We start from the raw sequence: 22,970 nt of genomic DNA, 5'->3' as shown, positions 1-22,970 counted from the left end.
GGATCCGGGGTGTGGCCAACCGGGCACACGACACGATCGCGACTCTGGTCGACACCAACGTCCTGCTGGACATCTTCACCGACGATCCGAAGTGGGCCGACTGGGCGGCTGAGGCACTGGCTGCCGCGCGTGACGCCGGCGTGCTGGTGATCAACCCCATCGTGTACGCCGAGGTGTCCGTGCGGTTCACGCGGGTTGAGGACCTCGACGATGCCCTGCCCGCCACAGACTTCCTCCGCGAGGAGCTGCCGTACTCCGCAGGCTTCCTCGCCGGCAAGGCGTACGCGCGATACCGCAGGCAGGGCGGCGCCAAGCGTTCGCCGATTGCCGACTTTTACATCGGGGCACACGCGGCGGTGTGCCGCTACCGCCTACTCACCCGCGACAGCAGCCGCTACCGCACGTATTTCCCGACCTTGACGCTGATCGCGCCCGAGGGCCGCCCGGCTACGCCGTAGGCGTTGACAGGGGGCCCTTCCTCACCTGCTCGTAGAGCGCGAGGGTGCGGGCGGCGATCGCGTCCCAGGAGAAGTGCTCGACCGCCCGGCGACGTCCGGCCCGGCCCAGGGCGGCGGCGTGGTCGGGGGAGGCCAGCAGCTCGTTCATCCGCGCTGCCAGGTCGGCCTCGAAGCGGGCCGGGTCGGCGGGCGTGCCGTCCAGACCGGCCTGCTCGATCGGGACCAGCAGGCCCGTCTCGCCGTCGGCGACCACCTCGGGGATGCCGCCGGTGGCGGTGGCGACCACTGCGGTCTCGCAGGCCATCGCCTCCAGGTTGACGATGCCCATCGGCTCGTACACCGAGGGGCAGACGAAGATGGTGGCGTGGGTGAGCACCTGGATCACCTCGGGCTTGGGCAGCATCTCGGCCACCCAGATCACCCCGGACCGGCTCGCCCGCAGCTCGGCGACCAGACCCTCCACCTCGGCGGCGATCTCCGGCGTGTCCGGTGCGCCGGCCAACAGCACGAGCTGCGTCTGCGGGGGCAGGTTGCGGGCGGCGCGCAGCAGGTGCGGCAGACCCTTCTGCCGGGTGATCCGCCCGACGTAGACCACGCTGGGCAGGGCCGGGTCGATGCCGAGTCGGGCCAGCACGTCCGTGCCCGGGTCCGGGGCGTACTGCGCGGTGTCGATGCCGTTGTAGATCACGTGCACCCGGTCCGGATCGATCGACGGGTACGCGGTCAGCACGTCCCGGCGCATGCCGGCGCTGACCGCCACGATCGCGTCGGCCGACTCGTAGGCGGTGCGTTCGCACCAGGAGGAGAGGGCGTACCCGCCGCCGAGCTGTTCGGCCTTCCACGGGCGCAGCGGCTCCAGGCTGTGCGCGGTCACCACGTGCGGCACCCCGTACAGCAGCTTCGCGGTGTGCCCGGCCAGGTTGGCGTACCAGGTGTGGCTGTGCACCACGTCCGCGCCGGCACACCCGGCGGCCATCTCCAGGTCGACGCCCATGGTCCGCAGCGCCGGGTTCGCGCCGGCCAGGCCCGCCGGTTCCGGGTACGCCCGCACGCCCGGCTCGGTGCGCGGTGCGCCGAAGCAGTGCACCCGGACCTCGGCGAGCCGGCGCAGTTCCCGGGCCAGGTACTCGACGTGCACCCCGGCGCCGCCGTAGACCTCCGGCGGGTACTCCCGGGTGAGCAAATCGACGCGCAGTCCGGTGGAGTCGGTCATGCCCGGCACCCTAGTGCAGAAGTGTGCCCGTACGAGTGGTGAAGCGGCACCGGGATGGATAGCGTCTGGTCATGGCTGAGAAGGTGCTCGCGATCGTCCTGGCCGGCGGAGAGGGCAAGCGCCTGATGCCGCTCACCGCGGACCGGGCCAAGCCGGCCGTCCCGTTCGGCGGGATGTACCGCATGGTCGACTTCGTCCTCTCCAACCTGGCCAACGCCGGGTACCTCAAGATCGTCGTGCTGACCCAGTACAAGTCCCACTCCCTCGACCGGCACATCACCAAGACCTGGCGGATGTCGACGTTGCTCGGCAACTACGTCACGCCGGTGCCCGCGCAGCAGCGCCGGGGCCCGTGGTGGTTCGCCGGCTCGGCGGACGCGATCTACCAGAGCTTCAACCTGATCTACGACGAGCAGCCCGACTACGTGATCGTCTTCGGTGCCGACCACATCTACCGGATGGACCCCCGGCAGATGGTGGAGGAGCACATCGCCTCCGGGGCAGCCGTGACCGTGGCCGGCATCCGGCAGCCGCTGTCCATGGCCGACCAGTTCGGTGTCATCGAGGTCGCCGAGGACGGCCGGCGGATCCGGGCCTTCCGGGAGAAGCCCACCGACGCGGTGGGGCTGCCCGACGCGCCCGACGAGATCTACGCCTCGATGGGCAACTACGTCTTCACCACGCGGGCGCTCATCGACGCGGTCGAGCGGGACGCCGAGGACCGCTCCAGCAAGCACGACATGGGCGGCAGCATCATCCCGATGCTTGTCGAGCGGGGCGAGGCGAACGTCTACGACTTCCGCGACAACGAGGTGCCCGGCAGCACCGACCGGGACCGGGGCTACTGGCGTGACGTGGGAACCCTGGACTCCTTCTACGACGCGCACATGGATCTGATCAACGTCCACCCGGTGTTCAACCTCTACAACTTCGACTGGCCGATCTACACCGAGCAGCCGCCGTACCCGCCGGCCAAGTTCGTGCACCAGTGGGGTGAGCGGGTCGGCCGGGCGGTCGCCTCGATGGTCTCGCCCGGTGCGGTGATCTCCGGCTCACTTGTGGAGAACTCGATCGTCTCGCCCAAGGTGAAGGTGCACTCCTGGGCGCACGTGGACGGTTCGGTGCTGATGGAAGGTGTCGAGATCGGCCGGCACGCGGTGGTGCGCCGGGCCATCCTGGACAAGAATGTCCACGTTCCCGAGGGCGCCGAGATCGGCGTCGATCTGGAGCGCGACAGGCAGCGCTACACCGTCTCCGACAACGGCATCGTGGTCATCGGCAAAGGTCAGAAGGTGGAGCCATGAGCAGTCATTCCCGTGCCGGGCAACCGGCTCAGCCCGCCGACCTGGTTGACGTGCCTCGGCTGGTGACTGCCTACTACGCCGAGCATCCGGATCCCGCCGACCCGGCCCAGCAGGTCTCCTTCGGCACCTCGGGGCACCGCGGGTCGAGCCTGCGCAACGCCTTCAACTCGGACCACATCCTCGCCGTCACCCAGGCGCTCTGCGACTACCGCCAGGCCCAGGGCATCGACGGGCCGCTCTTCCTCGGCCGGGACACCCACGCGCTGTCCGCGCCGGCCGCCGTCGACGCGCTGGAGGTGCTCGCCGCCAACGGGGTCACCGTGCTGCTGGACAGCCGTGACGGCTACACCCCCACCCCGGCGGTGTCGCACGCGATCCTCACCCACAACCGGGGCCGCACCGCCGGGCTCGCCGACGGCATCGTGATCACCCCGTCGCACAATCCGCCGGACGACGGCGGGTTCAAGTACAACCCCACCCATGGCGGCCCGGCCGACTCCGACGCCACGAAGTGGATCCAGGACCGGGCGAACGCGATCCTCGCCGCCGGGGGCAAGGAGGTGCGCCGCATCCCGTACGCGCGGGCCCGCGCCGTCGACACCACCGGCACGTACGACTTCCTCGGTGCGTACGTCGACGACCTGCCTGCGGTGCTCGACCTGGACGCGATCCGTGCCGCCGGGGTCCGCATCGGCGCCGACCCGCTCGGCGGTGCCAGCGTCGCCTACTGGGGTGAGATCGCCGAGCGGCACCGCCTCGACCTGAGCGTGGTCAACCCGACCGTCGATCCGACCTGGCGGTTCATGACCCTGGACGGCGACGGCAAGATCCGGATGGACTGCTCCTCGCCGAACGCGATGGCGTCGCTGATCGCCATGCGCGCGGACTACCAGGTGGCCACCGGCAACGACGCCGACGCCGACCGGCACGGCATCGTCACCCCGGACGCCGGGCTGATGAACCCGAACCATTACCTGGCCGTGGCGATCGCCCACCTGTTCGGCACCCGTGAGCAGTGGGGTCCGGCCGCGGCGGTCGGCAAGACCCTGGTCTCCTCATCGATGATCGACCGGGTGGCGGCCGACCTCGGGCGTCCGCTGCTGGAGGTGCCGGTCGGCTTCAAGTGGTTCGTGCCCGGGCTGCTCGACGGCACGGTCGGCTTCGGTGGGGAGGAGAGCGCGGGAGCGTCGTTCCTGCGCCGCGACGGCGGCACCTGGACCACCGACAAGGACGGCATCCTGCTCTGCCTGCTCGCCTCCGAGATCATCGCGATGACCGGCCGTACGCCGAGCGAGCACTGGGCCGAGTTGGCCGAGCGTTTCGGTGCGCCCGCGTACGCCCGGATCGACGCCCCGGCCACCCGGGAGCAGAAGGCCGTGCTCGGCAAGCTCTCCCCGGAGCAGGTACGCGCCACCGAACTCGCCGGTGAGCCGATCACCGCCACGCTCACCACGGCGCCCGGCAACGGGGCACCGATCGGCGGGCTGAAGGTGACCACCGAGTCGGGCTGGTTCGCGGCCCGCCCGTCCGGCACCGAGGACGTGTACAAGATCTACGCCGAGTCCTTCCAGGGGCCGGAGCATCTGGCCCGGATCCAGCAGGAGGCCAAGGACGTGGTCGACTCGGTGCTCGCCGGCGCGTAGGCAGCCCCTGCCCGGCCGGCGGCCTCGACCGGACGAAGCCGGCTCAGCCGGAGGACTCCGGCTCAGTCGGGGGACTCCGGCTCAGCGGAGGAATTCGGCGATCACCGCGGCGATGCGTTCACCGGCTCGGCCGTCCCACAGCGGCGGCACCGGCCAGTCGGCGGCGTGCCGGTCGGCGGCCAGCAGGGTGCGTACCTCGTCGACCAGGCCGGCCCGGGTCACCAGCCGGTTCGTGCCGTGGGTGATGGTCACCGGGCGTTCCGTCTCGGCCCGCAGGGTCAGGCACGGCACGCCCAGCACCGTCGTCTCCTCCTGGACGCCACCGGAGTCGGTGACGACCGCCCGGGCACCCCGGACGAGGCTGAGGAACTCCAGGTAGCCCAGGGGCTCGATGACCCGGATTCCGGGATACGGGTACAGGCCGGCGGCGGCGAGCCGTTGCCGGCCGCGCGGGTGCAGCGGGAGCACGACCTCGATCTGGTCGGCGACACCGTGCATGGCCTTGGCCAGTTCGGCGGCGTCGCCGGGTTCGTCCACGTTGGCTGGTCGGTGCAGGGTGGCCACCACGTACTGCTCGGGTAGGCCCAGTTGGCCGCGGATGGCGGCCGCGTCGAACCGGGGCAGGTTGGCCAGCAGCGTATCGATCATCGGGTTGCCGACGAAGTGCACCTTCTCCGCGGCGATCCCCTCGTTGCCGAGGTGCACCAGCGCGTCCGGGCTGGTGGCGAAGAGCAGTTCGGACAGCCGGTCGGTGACCAGTCTGTTGATCTCCTCCGGCATGGCGCGGTTGAAGCTGCGCAGCCCGGCTTCCACGTGCGCCACCGGGATGGCGAGCTTCGTGGCGACCAGGGTGGCCGCCAGCGTCGAGTTGACGTCGCCGTAGACGACCACCAGGTCGGGGTCGGCCTCCTGGAAGGACGTTTCGAGCCGCACCATCATGTCGGCGGTCTGCCGCCCGTGGCTGCCGGAGCCGACGGCCAGGTTCTCGTCCGGTTCGGGGAGCCCGAGCTGCCGGAAGAAGACCTCGGACATGCGCTCGTCGTAGTGCTGTCCGGTGTGCACCAGACGCTGGGCGACGTCGTGACCGTCGAGCGCACGGATCACCGGCGCCGCTTTCGGAAAGTTGGGACGCGCGCCGGCGATGTGCAGAACCGTGGCGGTAGACAAATATTCCTCGCATGATTCGGCAGCTATTGTTCAATGACGCGCCAATGATACAAGTTATCCGGTTTGGTAATGGTATTCACCGTACAATTTGGTGCGACGGAGGCGTCACTGTGTGCACCGCCGGAAGGGCTGGCTGTCGCGGACGCCAGGTGTTCTCCCCGAAGGCAGGTCCCGTGAAGCAGGTCGTCCAGTCCGTGTCCGGTGGCGAGGTCAGGATCGTCGAGGTTCCGCAACCCGAACCGACCGCCACCGAGGTGCTCGTGGCCGTACGCCGGTCCCTGCTCTCCGCCGGGACCGAACGTGCCGTCCGCGAACTGGCGTCGGCGAGCCTGCTGAGCAAGGCACGGGCCCGGCCGGACCTGGTGCGGCAGGTCGTGCACAAAGCCCGCACGGACGGTGTGCGGACGACGCTCGCGGCGGTGCGTGGCCGACTCGACGAGGACATGCCGCTGGGGTACAGCGCCACCGGCGTGGTGGTCGCCGCCGGTGCCGCCACCGACGGTCTGCGGCCGGGCATGCGGGTCGCCACGGCCTCGGCGGGGCACGCCGAGTACCAGACGGTGCCCGGCCTGCTCGCGGTCCCCGTACCCGATGGGGTGTCGGACCAGGCCGCCGCCTTCGGCGCGGTGGCAGCCATCGCGATGCAGGGACTGCGGCAGGCCGAGGTGGGGGTGGGTGGCACGGTCGCCGTCGTCGGCCTCGGTCTGGTCGGGCAGCTGACGGTCCGGTTGGCGCTCGCCTCGGGGCTTCGCGTCATCGGTGTGGACCTGCGCGAGTGGACTGCCGAACTGGCCACCAGCGGCGGTGCGACAGGCCTGGTCGAGGCCGGCGCGGCGACCACCGAACAGATCATGGAACTGACCCGGGGGCGGGGCGTCGACGCGGTCCTGATCACCGCGGCGACCCGCTCCTCGGGGCCGGTCACCCGCAGCGCCGAGATCGCCCGGGACCGCGCCCGGCTGGTCGTGGTCGGCGACGTCGGGTTGGAACTCGACCGGCGGGCGTTCTACGAGCGCGAACTGGACCTGCGGTTCGCCCGCAGCTACGGTCCCGGCCGCTACGACCGGGCCTACGAGGAGTGGGGCGTCGACTACCCGGCCGGGCACGTGCGCTGGACGGCGCGCGGCAACATCGAGACCTACCTCGACCTGGTCGACAGCGGTCGGGTCGCGGTCGACGACCTGGTCACCCACGTGTTCGAGGTGGCGCAGGCGACCGCGGCGTACGAGGCGCTGGCCGCCGACCCACGCTCGCTCGCGGTGCAACTGAGCTACGCGGCCCCGACCGAACCTCGCGCCGACGCGGTGCTGCTGCAGCCCCGCCGTGCCTCGTCGCGGTCCCGGGCCGGGCTGATCGGCGCCGGGCTCTACGCGAAGGCCACGTTCCTGCCCGCGCTCAAGGCCGCCGGCTGGGCGGACGACCTCGCCGCCGTCACCTCCGCCAAGGGGCTGTCCGCACGACACCTCGCCGAGCGCAACGACATCCCGCTGGTGGTCGGGACCGCAGCGGACCTGATCGGCCGCGACGACATCGACGTGGTGTTCGTCCTCAGTCGGCACGACTCGCACGCCGGCCTGGTCCGGCAGGCGCTGGACGCCGGCAAGCACGTGTTCGTGGAGAAACCACTGGCGTTGACGCAGGACGAACTCGACGAGGTCGTCGCCGCCTACCGCCGCAACTCCGGTCACCTGTTCGTCGGCTTCAACCGACGGTACGCGCCGATGGTGGGCCACGCGAAGAAGATCCTGGCCGCCGGTGGCGGGCCGGTGACGGTCGCGTACCGGATCAACGCGGGACGGTTGCCCGACTCGCACTGGTACCACGACCGACGGCAGGGCGGCCGGATCCGCGGCGAGGTGTGCCACTTCATCGACCTCGCGTCGTGGCTGGTGGGGACGGCACCGAGCGTGGTGCACGCGTACGGTGGCGGACGGGGTGAGCCGGGGCTGGAAGAGGACGTCAGCATCCTGCTCGGATACCCGGACGGCTCCACCGCGACGATCACCTACTGCACCGGCGGTAACCGGAGCACCCCCAAGGAGCGGGTGGAGATCCTCGGCCGTGGACACACCGTACTGATCGACGACTTCCGGCGGCTGGAGGTCGACGGCCGGGAGGTGCGGCGGGTGGCCGCGGGCAAGGGCCACCAGCAGCTGCTCGCCCTGGTCCGGCAGACGATCGTCGGGCACCGGTCCGACGAGCGGGAGATCGAGGCCTCGTTCGTCACCACCCGGACGGCGCTGGCCGCGGTCGCGGCGCTCACCGGCCTCGCCGAACAGCCGTCGATTCCGCCCACGCGGGCGGGCGACGACGTCAGCGTGAGCGTCCCACTCGGCTCGTGACGTGATCAAGGGCGGCGGTCGGCCGAAGCCGACCGCCGCCCTTGCGCCGAAGACGGCCGCGGCGCGTACCGCTCGGGTGGGATCAGCGTTCGACGAGTGGGGCGAGCAACTGCCCGAGGGCGTGTGACATCGCGGTACGCGACTGGTTGGCGCGGATCCAACGGCGGCCGGACGTGCCCATCTTCGTCAGCTCGTCCCGGCCTGCCCCGGCCATCTGGGTGAGACCGTGTGCGAGTTGGCCGGGTGAGGTCACGTAGCCGCAGCCGGCGCCCAGGACCAGGTCGCCGACCACGCCCGGACTGTTGGTGACCACCGGCAGCCCGGCGGCCATGTAGTCGAACACCTTGTTGGGGCTGACCGCGGAGCGGAACAACTCGACGTCGGCCAGGACGTGCACGCCGACGTCCGCGGCGTGCAGAAGATCGGGCACCTCGGTCTTCGGCACCGGATCAAGGAAGCGGAGATTGTCGATTCCGGTCGCCGCGGCCCGCAGCCGCTCCTTCTCCACCCCCGAGCCGACAAGCACCACGTCGATCTCCGGCACCGATCGGGCGGCGTCCAGCAACTGATCCAGTCCGTTGGCCGGGCCGTGCGCACCGGCGTAGACGGCGGTCCGGCGGGTGAATCCGTACCGTGCCCGCAGCGTGTCCCGGTCGGCGCTGGGCACGAAGTCGTCCGGGTCGGCGGCGTTGGGGATGTAGGCGATCTTCTCGGGCGCCACCCCCTGCGCCGCGACGACCTGCACCACGTCGGGCGCCATCACGACGACCCGGTCGGCCCGCAGGTAGAGGAACCGTTCCAGCCGGGCCAGCGCCCGGTACACCAACGACCTCTCGGACAGCACTCCCATGTCGACGAGGAAGCGCAGCCACAGGTCCCGGATCTCCAGCACGAACGGGGTACGGCGCAGCGCCGCGACCGCCCAGCCGGTCAGCCCGGCCAGCAGGTGCGGCGAGGACGCGTACACCACGTCGGGGCGGGGTTGCCGCAGGCCGGCGACGGCCGCGGTCACCGTGTAGCTGACCCAGTTGAGGACCCGGTCCAGACCGTTGCCCCGGTACGGGGTCACCGCGACCGGGTGGAAGCCCGGTTCCGCGCGCTGCGGTAGACCGGTGATCAGGTTGCGTCGACCGGCGATGATCACGTAATCCCAGCCGGGCAGCCGGCCGAACATCTCGACGTGCCGGGTCCCGCCGGGATAGCCCCGGGGCACGGCGAACTGGTTGAACACGACGATCCTGCGAGTGGTCATGTCGGCACTTCCCGGTGCTGGACCTCCCCGGACAGGAGGTCGGTGACGGCGAGCGAGGCGCTGGTGGGCTGCCAGGTCACCGCGAACCCGAAACCGTCGAGCGCGTGCGCCTGCGGTGTTCCGGGGACCGCGCCGAGCCCCCAGACTGTGGTGTCGGCCCGGTCCTCGACGGTGATCCAGGTCGCCGGTTCCCAGGACCCGTAGGTGTGGCTGTGCCAACCCGCGAACGGCGTCGACCGGCCCCGCACCAGCGTGTGCCCGGGCAGGCCGAACAGGTCGACCTTGGTGCCCCCGCTGACCAGGGTGTTGCCCTCGACCGTGACGTCGGGGTGCAGCGGAACGGTGAGCGACCACGTCCGGCCGGCGGCCGGCTCGTCGGCGAACTCGACGATCGCCACGTACGCGTCGGCCACCACCACCGCGCGGCCGACGCGTACCGGTCGAGGGCCTCGCGCGTACGCGTCGTGCCAGCCGAACAGGATGGTGCGGTCCGCCAGCACGAGCGGCGCCCCGAGGTGCCCGGACGCGGTGTGCAGCCAGCGGAACGCGCGGTGTGGCACGAGCTGGTCCTGACCGTCGGGTCGGCGCACCGGATGGGCGGCGGAGGTACGCAGTCCGTTGCGGACGTCCAGCGGCCCGTTGTAGGTGCCGGTGCCCGGGTCCGCGATCAGCCACCGGCCGTCGTGCTTGACCCAGACGGAGGTGAGGTCGGCGTGTCCGTGCGACGGCCCACCGGCCACCTTGAACCAGACCTGCCACGGACCCCGGCTGACGTAGCCGATGCCCCCGGAGACCACCGCACCCGGCCGCCCGGCGGCGCTCCTGCCGCCGTGATCGACGGCGGCGCTCGTGCCGGGCCTGTCGGCGGCGCGGGTGGTCGTGGTGGGAGCGGTGGCCTCCGGTGCGGTGGGCGCGTACCAGGCCAACTCGTCGTAGTCGGCGTACCACTGCGCGGGCACCTGTTCGCCGCTGAGCACCAGCCCGAGCGCGACCGAGCCGGCCACGTCGAGCGGGTCGCCGGAGGACGCCAGCACCCGTCCCTCGTCCCAGTCGCCGTACTGCGGGAGGTCGCCGTCGAACACGCCGAGCCGGGCCAGGTGCAGGCTGGCCGAGTGCAGGTCACGTCGCAGCTGTGCCGGTGCGTTGCCGAGCAGCACCCGCACGATGAGCATCTCCAGGACGAACCGGTGGTACGACAGCGAGTCCTCGATCATCCGGCCGTCCGGGGCGAGGTGCCGGCGCCACTGGGCGGCGAACATCCGCTCGCCGGTGCGCGCCCAGCGGGTCGCGTGTCGTGCGGTGGGGAACATCCGGGCCAGCAGGATGAGCCCGAGCGCGTCGCCGAGCATGTGGTTGTTGCGCATGCTGCTCACCGTGTACGGCAACTCGATCATCAGATGCCGGGCGCTGGCCAGCAGCAGCCGTTCGGTGGCGGTCACCACCTCGGCCGGGATCCGCTCGCCGACCAGCGCCAGGACCTGGCTCCAGCTGATGGCGCGCAGCGCGAGTTCGAGGCTGGAATGCCAGTGCACGCCCTGCTCGGGTGGGCACTGCTCGTGCCAGGAGCGCAACAGGCCGGTGAGTTCGTCGCACCACGGGCCGTCCGGGTCGAGGCGGGCCGCGCGGGCCAGCACGACCAGGTCGCGATGCCGTCCCGCCTCCCAGCTGTACTTGACGTCGGAGAGTCGGGCCTCGGACCGGATGTCGATGCGCCACCACGGTTCGTGCGCCGGCCAGGACTGTCCGGTGAGCGGGTCGGTGGACCAGGCGGCCGTCACCCCCGTCGCCGCCCGCTGCCCGAAGACGCGCAGCCCTTCCTGCCGGATGCGGCGGGCGTCGTCGAGACATCGCTGCCGGGCTTCGGGGCCGGTCGGCACGCTTGTGGTCAGCGGTACCACGGTGGCCCGGTGGTGCTGCGGTGGCGCACCGCGGAACAGCACCTGATGGAAGCCGCTGCGTTTCGACAGTTCGTACGCGGCGCGCAGGGGTGCGGCGCGGCCCAACGTCCGCAGGTCCGCGACAATCGTGCGCGGAACCGATTTCCTCATCAGTTCTCCCCTCCGCAACTCGCCGGGCCGACGCGGGCCGATACGGCGCTGTCCCGCGAATCTGCACGCCAGACGATTAACGGCGGGAATCAGTGGCGAGTTACGTACGCCGGCAGAAAGGGGATTTGGCCACCGGCGGGTGTGCCCGGCGCGATAATCTGGGCCGTTCGGTGTTCAGCGCGGTGGGGGAAGCTCCCGTTCATCGAGCCGACGGCGCACTTCCTCGGGAAGGAGTTCCCGCAATTGTGCGGGCAGCAGCGGCAGGTCGAGCAGGCCCAGCTTCAGCGCGCTGCGTTGCTGGTAACGGCGCGGATCCAGACGCACCACCTGACCGGCCTCCGGGCGGTACCGGACCTCCACCGCGCCCGACGTCGAGCCGTCCCGGATGATCTGGCCGTCCACCTCCACGGCCACCGGCCCCGAACCCGACTTCAGCTCCAACCGGACGGTCTCCTCGGGGGAGAACACGACCGCCCGGGAGATGCCAGACATCGGGGCGCTCGGCGTCACCACCACCGCCCGGGTGGCCGGGGAGACCAGCGGCCCGCCGGCGGCGTAGCTGTAGGCGGTCGACCCGGTCGGGGTGCTGATCACCAGCGCGTCGCAGCGGTAGTAGCCGTACCGTTGCCCGTCCACCGCCAGGGTGGCGGTGACGAAGCCCTGCCCGGGGGTACGGATCAGCGCGACGTCGTTGAACGCGACCACGTCGTCGCCGCACACCGCGCACTCCAGGCAGCCCTGCTCGACAAGCGTGTAGTCGCCGGTCAGCAGCCGGTCCAGCGCCGCCGGCAGATCCTGCGGCTCCACCTCCACCAGGAATCCCAGCTTGCCCAGGTGTACTCCGAGCACCGGCTTCGGATCCGCCACGGCCAACCGCAGCGCACCGAGCATGGTGCCGTCGCCGCCGACGCTGAGCAGCATGTCCGATGCGGCGGTGAGATCGGTTTCCGGCACCGCCCGGACCGACTCGGGCACCCGGTGCCGGTCCTCGGCGCGTACCGTCAGGGCGGCGTCGTGCCGGGCGGCCCAGGCCACCATGGTGTCCACCACCGGGGACACCTCCCGGGTGGGGTGCAGCACCAGCCCGAGCCGGATCTGAGGCATGTCCCCAGCTCACCACAACCGGGCCGCAGCCACGCCCGGTACCGGGCACACCGGCGACACCGGTCGGATCGTCCACCGGTCGGGTCTACATAGCCACGCGGCGATTAACCGATTCGACGATCGTGTGTCGGATGACCCATTCGGGTAACCTGTCGAATTCTCGATCGTTCCTCCTGTGTCTCCGCAGTGCGGACGCCCGACTGCGTGTTCCGTGATTAATTCGCGTACGGCTGAGGAATTGTCGATCGGGGGCCAATTCGTGAACAAGGTGGTTGACCTGTCCGGCGGTCCCTCCGGCGGTTCGGGACGTTTCCGGGAACAGTGCCTTCGCTACCTGGCCGAGCCGGACTCCGCACCGGTGCGGGTGCTCGGGGCCGACCGGCGGGTCACCGCCCGTTGGCTGCTGCGGCGGGAGTTGATGGTGCGCTCCGCCGTCCGCGTCGTGTCCACGAACAACGTGGGGTTCGCGACCGGCCGAGGAGTGCGCGTCACGCTCGTGCGCAACGCCAACCACTTCCTCACCGAGCAGGAGTGGGCCCGCAGCAAGCGGTACTTCCGGCCCGGCTTCGCCGCGCAGATCGCCTGGGTACGCGCCGGCCTGCGCCGCGCCGACGTCATCGTGGTGCCGAGTTCCTCGATGGCCGAACGGGTCGGACACGTGCTGCCCGGCGTACGGGACCGGGTCGTCGTACGGTTCCACCCGCTGCGCCAGCCCGCCCGGACGGCCGCCGGCCCCGACGAGCGGTTCCTGCTCTGCCCGATCGTGGACTCGCCGTTCAAACGGATGCGTGTGCACCTGACGGAGTTGGCGCGGGCGCTGCCGTCCGGGGTGCGGGTGGTCTCCACCATGCGGCCCGACACCGCCCCGCCGGAGCTTCGGGACGACCCACGGTTCCGGTTCGTGGGGGTCCTCGACCGCGATCGTCTCGCCGAGTACTACGCCCGGTGCGCTGCCATCTACTACCCGACGGCCGTCGAGTCGTTCGGATACCCGCTGGCCGAGGCCCGATCCGCCGGCATCCCGGTGATCGCCCAGGACAGCGCGCACAACCACGAGATCGCCGCGCTGGCGCTGCACCCCTTCGATCCGGACCGCAGCGCGAGCCTGCGCGACGCCGTCGAGGCCGCGCTGTGCGCCGTACTCACGCCGGATCCGGAGCCCTTCGCCGCGGAGTCGTACTTCGACTGGCTCTTCGACCACCACCGCACCCCGATCGGCAGCGTGCGGGCCGGTCAGAGCGAGTGGGCGCGGGACGTGCCGGCCTGACCGGCGCCGGTCACCGTACGCTCGTGGCCCGCGCCCACGGCGGCACCGGCCTCGGCGCGCCGTCGCGCAGATGGGCGACCACGTCGAGCAGGTACTGGGCGCCCCGTTCGGGGGCGAGATGCGTCGTCGCCCACCGGATGCGGGCGGCCCGTTCCTCGTCGTCGACCCGCCCGTAGCCGGCCGACGCGGTCAGGGCCCGGGTCAGCGAGGTCACGTCACCCGCCGGGAAGACCCGGCTCCGCTCGTCGGCGACGACGAGGTCCTGGGCGCCACACCGATCGCTGGCCACGACGCGGGTACCGGCCAGCAGCGCCTCGTTCACCACCGCACCCCAGCCGTCGTACCGGCTCGGCAGGACGAGGATGTCGCTCGCCCCGACGATGTCCCGGGCCGTGGCGTTGCCCACCTGCCCGTGCCAGCGTATCCGGCGGTCGATGCCGAGCCGGCCGGCCAGGGCCGTGGCACGCTCCCGCAGTGGCCCGTCACCGACGACGTCCAGCGTCCAGTCCCACTTGAGCCGGGCCAGGGCGGTGAGCAGCAGGTCCGGCTGCTTACCCGGGTTGACCGAGCCCACGAAGACCAGCCGCACCGCGTCCCGACCCGCCGTGTCGGCGGCATCGCCGCGCATCCCGTCGTGCACGTCGACGAAGTACCCGAACCGGAACACGCGGGTGGCCGGGAACCCGACCCGGACGTACTGCTGCTGTCCGAGCGGCCCGGTGGTGAGCAGGAAGTCGACGCTGGCGCGCAGTCGGCGTGCCGCGGCCCGGTACCGCAGTGGCCGCAACCGACCCCGCCAGCCCGCCGGGTCCCACGGCTCGGCGTAGACGCCGACGAGAGTGTCACCGTGGCTGCCCACCGACAGCAGGGATCGGGTGGTCGCGGGGTACGCGCCGAGCCCGGAGAAGACGTGCACACCCCCGGCCAGGCTCGCTTCGAGTCGCCGGCGCTCGGCCTGGTCGGGGGCGACGACAAGGGTCGCCGCACCGTAGTCCGGCAGGTGCCAGCCCAACTGCTGACGCCGGGGGGACAGGCCGAACTCGGTGATGACGACGACCCGGGCGCAGCTCTGCCGGGCGAGCGCCCGCATCAGCGGCGCCTGGTGTATCGACGGCGTGTTCTGCCAGAAGACGATGGGGTCAGACGACGGCATAGCTGCGTTCTCTGGTGGTGGCCGGCATCGGCGTACGGGCGGTGTGGCGGGGGATCGACGGCGGTGCTGCCTCGCACTTCGCCAGGGCACACCAGACGGCCACGAAACACATGGTCATCGGCCCGACCGGGGACAGCAGCCAGCCCTCGGAGAGGCTGTGCACGACCATCACGCCGCCGAACAGCAGGGTCTGCCGGCCGACCTTCGCCGAGTAGTAGACGATCACCGCGTACATGGCGGCCACCAGGAGGCCCCCGGCGAGCCCGGCGTGCACCAGGGCGCGCAGCGGGGTGCTCGCCACCTGCACCAGCTCGTTGCCGAGCCCGATGCCCTGCCACCCGGTGTCGGCCAGGACCGTCATCGTGTACGCGTACGAGTCGTGCCGCGAGTTGTTGGACCGCAGGATGGTCAGGTCGCTGTCCGTCATCCAGGCCGGGTTGCTCAGCAGCAGCACGAGGCCGGTCGCCCCGAGGAGGATCCACAGCGCCCGCAGCCGGGTCTGCCGCAGCGCCAGATGCGCCGTCACCAGCAGCACCGTCGCGATCAGCGAGGAACGGCTGGCCGTCCAGACCAGAGCCGCGCCGGTCACCGCGCCGACGGGCAGCATCCAGAGGCGGAACGTGCGGTACGACAGCAGCAGCGCGAAGATCATCACCGCGTAGAAGCCGAGCAGGTTGGGGCTGCTGACCAGACCTCTGAGCCGCTCACCGAGGATCCCGTCGCCGGCCCGGACGATGCCGAACACGACGCTGCCCGAGATCGCCAACCCGAGCGCGATGAGGATCCCGGCGCGAAGCTGCGGCCCGCTGATGCGTCGCGCGATAAGCGTCCCGTACACCACGGTCAGCACCGCGCCGGCGGTGTAGAGCAGCAGCGCCTGGTACATCCCGTGGCCGATGGTGGCGAACGCCAGGTACGCCACGATGGTGGCGGCCAGGACCCGGACGAACTGGCCACACCGATCCGCCAGCGCGGGATCCTCGCTGCGATCCTGACTGGCCGCGCTCCAGATGAACCGGGCCAGCACCAGCACGCTGGCCACCCGCACCACCTCGGAGAACCCGGTGTTGGTCGAGCGTTCCACGTACGTCGACGAACACAGCACCAGACCGATCGAGACGGCGATCATCGGGGTGGCCGGGATGCGCAGCACGGTGAACAGGAACAACACCACCATGCCCGCCAGGACGACGTCCCAGGCGATGCCGACGCCGCTATCCATCGAGCGTCTCGTACGCCTCGATCGCCGCCAGGCCGATGGCCGCGCGACGGTCCGTCACCTGCTCGGCGAGCGTCTTCATCGCGCTCTCCCGTTCGTCGTAGAGCTGATGCGTCATCGCGGCCAGGGCACCCCCGGTCGCCTCCGAGGTGCGGATCGTCCAGCGTCCCGCCCCCACCGACTCCTGGAAGTCCCGACACTTCGGGCGGTACTCCAACGCGATCGAGGGCGTGGCCACGCAGGCGGCCCCGACGACCGCGTGCAGCTTCTGGGCGACGAGGATGTCGATGCCACGCATGACCCGTCGCATCGCGCCGGCGGTGCGCATCTGCGCGGCCAGCACGGCCGGGCAGCCCAACTCGTCGGCCACCGACGCGGTGAGTTCGTCGTCGCGGTCCCAGACCGAGATGAGCAGCACCTCCACGCCGCGCTCGCGCATCCGGCGGCCGTACGACACCACGGCGCGGACCAGTTCGGCCGGGTCGCGTTGCCACTGGTTGCCGGTGATGCCGAGGTTGATGCCGATGCGCCCCAGGGCGGGCCGGTGGCGCAGGTCGGCGTCGAGCGCGAACAACAGCACCGGATCGCCGCTGATCTCGGCGTCGACACCGACCTCCCGCAGCAGGTGCCGGGACAGCGGCCCGCGCACCCACACCTTCGGCATCCTGCGCAGCAGCGGCACCCACGCCCGCAACTCCCGGTTGTCACCCGGTACGCCGGTGGACGGCATGACCGGGTCGTCGACTCCGGTGCCGATGTTGACCACCGGCAGCCCGTCCAGCAGGCGCAGACTCGATTCCAGGCCCCGCCGGAAGCTGGGCGAACCGATCAACGTGCCCCCACCCAGGACCGTCCCGCGCAGCTGCCGACGCCGTACGGCGCGGGCGCCGGCCAGCGCGGGAACTGTGTGCACCTGGCGGAGCGGGATGTCGGGCAGCGCATGCTGATGCGCCCAGTACAGGAGGTTGTCGCCGAGGTTGAGGTTGCCCGGTACCCGTGGGCCGACGTACACGCAGGTTCCCGCCTCGGTCCCGTTGAGGCGGGCGGTGTCCTGTGCGTACGTGATGAGCCGGCGACCCAGTCTGCGTACGGTTGGCGTCACGGTGCCGTCACCGCCTTCTTGTTCAGCACGGATTGGGTGAGCACGTCGACCAGGGACTCGGCGTGGGCCTGCCAGGTGCATCCCTCGGCGAGGGCGTGACCGAACGCGACGGCCTGCTCGTACTGCGTCGGCGTCGACAGGATCGCGTCGGCCTTGGCGAGCAGTTGCCGGCTGTCGTCCGGATCGTGCAGGTACCGGTCGTCGTCGATGAGCGCGGCGAGGCCGGCGGAGCGGGACACAAGCGTCGGCACGCCCACGGCCATCGCCTCCAGGTAGACGCAGCCGAACGCCTCGGTACGCGACGGCAGGACGAACAGGTCGGACTCGCCGAGCACCTTCGCCACCTCGTCGGGTGCGATCCGGCCGGTGAAGTGGATCCGGTCGCCGTGGCCCAACTGGTCGCGCAGCCCTTCCAGCCGGTGCCGCTCGGGTCCGTCGCCGACCACCCACCAACTCGCCGCGGGCCACCTGTCCCGGATCGTGGCGAAGGCCCGCAGCAGGGTCTCCTGGTTCTTGTTCGTGTCGACGTTGCCGACGGTGACGAAACGCGGGAAGTCGTCGGCGTTCAGGCGCTCGAAGGTGGACCCGCCGCGCGGGGCGAAGGCGTCGAGCAGCACCCCGTTGGGCACCACGTGGCACCCGGCCCGCAGCTCGGGTGGCAGGTCGTCGACGATGTCGGGACCCACCGCCACCAGCGCCTGTGCCCGCCGCAACGAGCCGGCGATGATGCGGCGTCGCACCGGGTCGGTGCGTGCGCCGGACGCCGTCATCGGGGCCCGACCGTGCAGCACCACCACCATCGGCGCCACGACGCGGCGCAGCAGGCTGCTCGCCCACACCCCTTCGGCCAGCACGGCGTCGACCGGCTCGGACCACAGGCGTCCGCGGTGCACCAGCGATGCCAGGTGGTGTGCGCCGAGAATCCGACGGCGGGTGTGCGGGACCGCCGTGCGGTCGGCCGGGTCGATCTCGTGCATCCGCGCGGTCAGGCCGTCGCGGGTCAGCTTGAACACCCGGATCCGTACGCCGAGGTCACGCAGGGCGTCGCACTGGTTGGCGACGAATGTGCCGTCCCACGGCCGCTCGGGTTCGGGATACCAGGGTGTGAAGACCGCGACCGTCAGTTGGCGGTCCACGGCGGTGCGTACGGTCACGGGTGCTCGCTTCCCACTCAGCCGGTCGCGGGTACTTCGGGCAGGGCGTGCTGGTGCGGCGGCTGCACCGCCGAGCGGGCGCGGACGGTCTCGATGCGCCCGTGCTCCAGGCGTACGCGCAGGTCACAGTGCTCGATGGTGCTGAGCCGGTGGGCGATCATGATGATGGTGACCGCGCCGTGGAGCCGTTCGATGGTGGAGACGATCTGGCTCTCGGTGCCGCTGTCGAGGGCGGCGGTCGCCTCGTCGAGCACGAGTACCCGCGGGTGGTGGTACAGCGCGCGGGCGATGCCGATGCGCTGGCGCTGCCCACCCGACATGCGTACGCCACGCTCGCCGAGGCGGCTGTCCAGGCCGTCGGGCAGCGCCTCGACCAGGTCCTGCAACTGCGCCTGCTCCAACGCCCGCCAGACCGCCCGGTCGTCGATGTCCGCGTCGTCGAGCCCCAGGGCGACGTTCCGCCGGACGGTGTCGTCCACGATGATCGTCTCTTGCGGCACGTAGCCGATCTGGGCGCGCCAGGACGGCAGGTTCGCGTGCGTGATCTGCGTGCCGTCGACGTGCAGGCCCCCCTCCGAGGGCGGTAGCAGGCCGGTGAGGACGTCCACGAGTGTCGTCTTCCCCGAGCCGGAGGTGCCGACGATGCCCACCGATTCGCCGTACCGGATGGTCAGGTTGATGTCGCGCAGCGCGGGTGTCGTCGCGGACGGATACCGGTAGGCGAGGTCGCGGAACTCGATGTGCCGGCGGAACGGGACCGGCGCCGGTGGTGTCGATCGTGGCTGTTCCGGCGTGCTGGAGTTGGCCAGCAGCAGGTCCCGCTCGATGGTGTCGATGCTGCCGGCGCCCACCCTGATGGTGTTCAGCGCGGTCATCATCCGCTGGACCGAGGGCAGCAGGCGCATGGAGCCGGCGAGGATCACCCCGATCGAGCCGAGCGCCGCCGCCTGACCGCCGGACAGGGCCGCCGCGGCGATCGTGGCGGCCATGACCAGGACGACCGCCTCCAGGTAGTAGCGCGAGAAGTTGGACATGAACAGCAACCCGCGCAGGGTCTGGGCGTGCCGGTGGCGGGAGGTGTCGAAGCGGGCGATCACGTGCGAGCGCCGTTCGAGGATGGTGAGCACCTTCACCGCGCCCAGACCCTCCTGGATGATCCGCTGGTCGGCCGCGTTGAGCTGCTCGTCCTCGATGCCGATGCGCCGCGCCTTGCGGCGTACGACAGCCAGGTAGCCGGCCATCGCCACCCCCAGGGTGGTCATCGAGGTCAGGGCCGGCGCGGGCTCCATGATGAACAGTGCGGCACCGAGCCCGACGATGAGGGCACCCTCGATGACCACGGCCGCGCCGGGCAGCAGCACCCGGCCCATGAGCGACCGTACGGACTGGGCCACCGTACGGGTCAGGTCGGCCGAGTGGTGTTCCAGGTGGAAGCCGTAGTCGGCGGAGAGGAACGTGCGGAACAACCGGGTCGACAGCACCGCCTCGGCCCGGGCCAGCACGCCGGCCTGCCACCACGCCACGATCGAGGCGAACACGCCCCGGGCGATGAGCAGACCGACCGCGAACGCCCCGACGGTGGCGACGAAGCCGGTGGGTGACTGCGCATCCACGACGCTCTGGGCGAGGCCGATCAGGCTTCTCGGCCCGGCGGTGGTGAGCAGGCTGGGCGTGGTCAGCACCTGCACCACGGCGGCCAACGCGATGAAGCCGACGAGTTCGAGCACCATGACGATCAGCGCGGCCGGCACCGCCAGCGCGTAGCGACGGCGCGAACGGCGATCGAGCAACGCCACGGCTCTGCGCAGCGTACGCATCATCCCGCCGCCCGCGCCGCCCGGATCCGCCGCCTGCATTCCCGTCACCGGTACTCCGGAAGCACCGCGAAGATGTCCTCCGCCGCCGTTGCGGTGACTTCGGTGTCCTGGAACAGCCCCTGCTCGTCGGGGCGGACGAACTCGTAGCCGCACTCGCGCAGCAGGGCGGCGATGGGCAGCCGGTCCTCGCCCAGCAGTCGGCGGCTCATGCCGTTCCACTCCAGCTGCAACACCCCGATGCGGCGTTGGCGCAGGGCCTCGCGGGCACCGTCGAGCACGAGCCGTTCGACGCCCTCGACGTCGATCTTCACGCCTGTCGCGAACCGGTCCCCGAGGACGTTGTCCAGGGTGTCCACGGCGATCGACTCGCCGCCCGCCGCCGGATCGAGCAGCAGGTGGTTTGTCGAGTCGCGTCCGGTGGTCAGCTGGAGCTGCCCCGGCCGGTCGGCGAGCCCGCACTCCAGCACGGTGATGGGAAAGTCGTTGAGCGCCACGTTCTCCCGCAGGCGTCGCGCCGCGTCGCGGCCCGGCTCGACCGCGATGACCTGGGCGCCCGCGTCGGCGGCCCACAGCGCGTACGCGCCGACGTTGCTGCCCACGTCGACGAACAGGTCACCAGGGGTGAGGATCCGTCGCCACGCCATCATCTCGTTCCAGTCCGGGGGTGGGGCGTAGACCACCTTCGACGCCGCGCTGCAGTGCAGCTCGGCCCACATCCGACCGCCCTGGCCCACCCGGGTGAGGGTGCGCAGGCCCAGGCGACCCCGCACCTGGAAGCGGACGGCGCGGGCGACCCCGCTGAGCCGGGCACCCCGGTTGGCCGGATGCGTCCAGACGTAGTGGAGCACCCGGCCGCTGTTGCGCACGGTCGATGGGACGGCCCAGTTCATGCGTTCTCCTCGGTGGTGAGCTGAACCGGCGGCATCACGTGGACGACGCTGCCGTCCGGGCGGTCACGAAGTCGTCGATCATGCCGAGCACGAAGGTGATCTGCCGTTCGGTGAGCGCGCTGCCGCTGGGCAGGGTCAGCCCCTCGGCGCACAGGGCGTCGGCGGCCCCGGTGAGCAGGCTCTCCGCGCCCGCGTACGCCGGCTGCTGGTGCATCGGCTTCCACACGTGGCGGGTCTCGATGTTCCACTCGGCGAGGTGCGCGGCGAGGTCGGCGGCCTGCCAGCCGGACCGTTGCGGGTGCACCCGGATGGCGGTGAGCCAGCAGTTCGAGTCGGAGTCCTCGGCACCGATCAGCTCCACACCCGGCACCGGGGCGAAGAGCTTCGCGTACCTGTCGCGCAGCTGTCGCCGACGGTCGATCATCTCGTCCAGCCGGGCCAGTTGGGCGCGGCCCAGCGCGGCGAGCAGGTTGCTGAGCCGGTAGTTGTAGCCGGTCTCCCGGTGCTCGTACTGGATCATCGGCTCCCGCGCCTGGTGGGCGAGATGCCGTGCCCGGGCGAGCAGAGCCGCGTCGTCGCCGACGAGCATGCCCCCGCCCGAGGTGGTCATGATCTTGTTGCCGTTGAAGGAGAGGGCGCCGACCCGACCGAAGGATCCGGCGGCCCGACCGAGGTGGGTGGCGCCGAGCGCCTCCGCCGCGTCCTCGACCACCGGCACGTCGGCGGCGGCGCAGATCGGCAGCAGCGCGGTGTAGTCGGCGCAGCTGCCGAAGAGGTCGACCGGGATCACCGCGCCGACCCGCTCACCGCGTGCCCGCAGCCGCTGCAGCAGGTCGGCGACCAGCCCGACGTCGACGTTGCCGGTCCGGGGGTCACAGTCGACGAAGACCGGCCGGGCACCGGTGTAGGAGACCGCGTTGGCGGTGGCGACGAAGGTCAGCGTCGGTACGAGCACCACGTCGCCCGGCCCGACACCCAGCCCGAGCAGCGCCAGATGCAGCGCGGCGGTGCCGGAACTGACCGCCACCGCACCGGTGGTGCCGACCCGCGCCGCCACCTCCTGCTCGAAGGCGTCGACATCCGGCCCGAACGGGGTGACCCAGCCGGAGCGCAGCGCCGAGATCAGGTACGACTCCTCCAACGCGCCGACGTCCGGCGAGGACAGGTAGATGGGTTCGGTCATCGTCGGCTCCCGAGGAACTCCGGTGCCGTCGCGTGGCCCTCGGCGGAGATGCCTTCCCGGCGCAGCGTCGTACCGATGGTGGCGACCAGGATCGCCAGGTCGAGGCGGAAGGTGCGCCGCTCGACGTAGTCGACGTCCAGGCTGAGCCGCACGTCCCAGTCGAGGCTGTTGCGTCCGCTCACCTGGGCCAGGCCCGTGACGCCGGGCCGGACCTCGTGACGCCGGGCCTGCCGGGGCGAGTACCGGCTCAGATACTGCGGCAGCAGCGGTCGGGGCCCGACAAGGCTCATGTCGCCGCGCACCACGTTCCACAAGCTGGGCAGTTCGTCCAGGCTGGTGGAACGCAGCCACCGGCCGAGCGGGGTGAGTCGATCAGCGTCGCTGACCTGCGTGCCCCGGGGCTCGTGCATGGAGCGGAACTTGACCAGCTCGAACGGACGCTCGTCGAGCCCGATGCGGCACTGCCGGAACAGCACCGGGCGACCCAACCCGACGGCCACCACCACCGCCACCACCGCCATGAGCGGTGCGGTCAACAGCAGCAGCACCGCCGCCACGACCACGTCGAATACTCGCTTCGCCCGATCGCCGGATCGCGCGACCCGGGGAGGGCGTACGGGTGGAGCCACCGAAGATACCGGCACCGTTCTGATC

At 71.3% G+C, this 22,970-nt stretch carries 18 protein-coding genes; 5 read left to right on the top strand and 13 right to left on the bottom strand.

Going from position 1 to position 22,970, the window contains the following annotated elements:
* Positions 1 to 11 precede the first annotated feature (11 nt).
* Positions 12 to 458, top strand: a complete 447-nt coding sequence (locus C1A38_RS06975; protein WP_233196679.1) for a type II toxin-antitoxin system VapC family toxin — start codon at positions 12 to 14, stop codon at positions 456 to 458.
* Here C1A38_RS06975 and glgA read toward each other — a convergent pair.
* On the bottom strand, positions 448 to 1,671 hold the full coding sequence (gene glgA / locus C1A38_RS06970; RefSeq protein ID WP_102657000.1) for a glycogen synthase: 1,224 nt from the start codon (positions 1,669 to 1,671) through the stop codon (positions 448 to 450). The genes C1A38_RS06975 and glgA overlap by 11 nt on opposite strands.
* Positions 1,672 to 1,742: 71 nt before the next feature.
* Between glgA and glgC the strand changes: the two genes are divergently transcribed.
* Positions 1,743 to 2,975 (top strand): glucose-1-phosphate adenylyltransferase, encoded by a 1,233-nt coding sequence (glgC, locus tag C1A38_RS06965; protein ID WP_102656999.1) that lies wholly within the window; start codon positions 1,743 to 1,745, stop codon positions 2,973 to 2,975.
* Positions 2,972 to 4,618 carry a phosphoglucomutase (alpha-D-glucose-1,6-bisphosphate-dependent) gene (gene pgm / locus C1A38_RS06960; RefSeq protein ID WP_102656998.1) on the top strand — a complete coding sequence of 549 codons (1,647 nt, stop codon included), beginning with the start codon at positions 2,972 to 2,974 and terminating at the stop codon, positions 4,616 to 4,618. The genes glgC and pgm overlap by 4 nt, the downstream gene beginning before the upstream one ends.
* Before the next feature lie 81 nt (positions 4,619 to 4,699).
* On the opposite strand, the gene wecB is transcribed toward pgm, so the two are convergent.
* Positions 4,700 to 5,785, bottom strand: a complete 1,086-nt coding sequence (gene wecB, locus C1A38_RS06955; protein WP_199180113.1) for a non-hydrolyzing UDP-N-acetylglucosamine 2-epimerase — start codon at positions 5,783 to 5,785, stop codon at positions 4,700 to 4,702.
* Positions 5,786 to 5,958: 173 nt separating this feature from the next.
* On the opposite strand from wecB, the gene C1A38_RS06950 reads away from it, so the two are divergent.
* Positions 5,959 to 8,127 (top strand): Gfo/Idh/MocA family oxidoreductase, encoded by a 2,169-nt coding sequence (locus C1A38_RS06950; protein ID WP_102656997.1) that lies wholly within the window; start codon positions 5,959 to 5,961, stop codon positions 8,125 to 8,127.
* Positions 8,128 to 8,209: 82 nt separating this feature from the next.
* Here the strand turns inward: C1A38_RS06950 and C1A38_RS06945 are convergent, their stop codons facing one another.
* From C1A38_RS06945 to C1A38_RS06935, 3 genes are all read right to left on the bottom strand, one after another.
* Positions 8,210 to 9,379 (bottom strand): glycosyltransferase family 4 protein, encoded by a 1,170-nt coding sequence (locus C1A38_RS06945; protein WP_102656996.1) that lies wholly within the window; start codon positions 9,377 to 9,379, stop codon positions 8,210 to 8,212.
* Entirely contained in the window at positions 9,376 to 11,427 is a 2,052-nt protein-coding gene (locus C1A38_RS06940; RefSeq protein WP_102656995.1) for a heparinase II/III domain-containing protein, read from the bottom strand. The genes C1A38_RS06945 and C1A38_RS06940 overlap by 4 nt, the downstream gene beginning before the upstream one ends.
* Before the next feature lie 174 nt (positions 11,428 to 11,601).
* Positions 11,602 to 12,531, bottom strand: a complete 930-nt coding sequence (locus C1A38_RS06935) for an NAD(+)/NADH kinase (protein WP_102656994.1) — start codon at positions 12,529 to 12,531, stop codon at positions 11,602 to 11,604.
* Between the two features lie 259 nt (positions 12,532 to 12,790).
* On the opposite strand from C1A38_RS06935, the gene C1A38_RS06930 reads away from it, so the two are divergent.
* Positions 12,791 to 13,798, top strand: coding sequence for a glycosyltransferase (locus C1A38_RS06930; protein WP_102656993.1), 1,008 nt, complete (start codon positions 12,791 to 12,793; stop codon positions 13,796 to 13,798).
* 10 nt (positions 13,799 to 13,808) lie between these two features.
* Here the strand turns inward: C1A38_RS06930 and C1A38_RS06925 are convergent, their stop codons facing one another.
* The 8 genes from C1A38_RS06925 to C1A38_RS06890 are packed head-to-tail and all read right to left on the bottom strand — an operon-like array spanning position 13,809 to position 22,960.
* Positions 13,809 to 14,951 (bottom strand): glycosyltransferase, encoded by a 1,143-nt coding sequence (locus C1A38_RS06925; RefSeq protein ID WP_102656992.1) that lies wholly within the window; start codon positions 14,949 to 14,951, stop codon positions 13,809 to 13,811.
* Complete coding sequence (locus C1A38_RS06920) at positions 14,938 to 16,173, bottom strand: hypothetical protein (RefSeq protein ID WP_102656991.1); 1,236 nt, start codon at positions 16,171 to 16,173, stop codon at positions 14,938 to 14,940. Before C1A38_RS06920 ends, C1A38_RS06925 begins: the two co-directional genes overlap by 14 nt.
* A complete protein-coding gene (locus C1A38_RS06915; RefSeq protein WP_158244860.1) occupies positions 16,166 to 17,272 on the bottom strand; it encodes a polysaccharide pyruvyl transferase family protein in 1,107 nt (368 codons plus the stop codon). The genes C1A38_RS06920 and C1A38_RS06915 overlap by 8 nt, the downstream gene beginning before the upstream one ends.
* Positions 17,269 to 18,426: a glycosyltransferase family 4 protein gene (locus C1A38_RS06910; protein WP_102656989.1), complete on the bottom strand. Its 1,158-nt coding sequence runs from the start codon at positions 18,424 to 18,426 to the stop codon at positions 17,269 to 17,271. The genes C1A38_RS06915 and C1A38_RS06910 overlap by 4 nt, the downstream gene beginning before the upstream one ends.
* A 17-nt stretch (positions 18,427 to 18,443) precedes the next feature.
* Positions 18,444 to 20,282 (bottom strand): ABC transporter ATP-binding protein, encoded by a 1,839-nt coding sequence (locus C1A38_RS06905; RefSeq protein WP_102656988.1) that lies wholly within the window; start codon positions 20,280 to 20,282, stop codon positions 18,444 to 18,446.
* Between the two features lie 5 nt (positions 20,283 to 20,287).
* Positions 20,288 to 21,133: an FkbM family methyltransferase gene (locus C1A38_RS06900; protein ID WP_102656987.1), complete on the bottom strand. Its 846-nt coding sequence runs from the start codon at positions 21,131 to 21,133 to the stop codon at positions 20,288 to 20,290.
* Between the two features lie 34 nt (positions 21,134 to 21,167).
* Positions 21,168 to 22,316, bottom strand: a complete 1,149-nt coding sequence (locus C1A38_RS06895; RefSeq protein ID WP_102656986.1) for a DegT/DnrJ/EryC1/StrS family aminotransferase — start codon at positions 22,314 to 22,316, stop codon at positions 21,168 to 21,170.
* A complete protein-coding gene (locus tag C1A38_RS06890; RefSeq protein WP_233196677.1) occupies positions 22,313 to 22,960 on the bottom strand; it encodes a sugar transferase in 648 nt (215 codons plus the stop codon). Before C1A38_RS06890 ends, C1A38_RS06895 begins: the two co-directional genes overlap by 4 nt.
* Positions 22,961 to 22,970 lie beyond the last annotated feature (10 nt).

This window comes from Verrucosispora sp. ts21, from assembly GCF_002879555.1.
Taxonomy (GTDB): Bacteria; Actinomycetota; Actinomycetes; order Mycobacteriales; family Micromonosporaceae; genus Micromonospora; species Micromonospora gifhornensis.
Note: the sequence above shows the minus strand (reverse complement) of the source record. Positions and strands in the feature narration are given on the sequence as shown.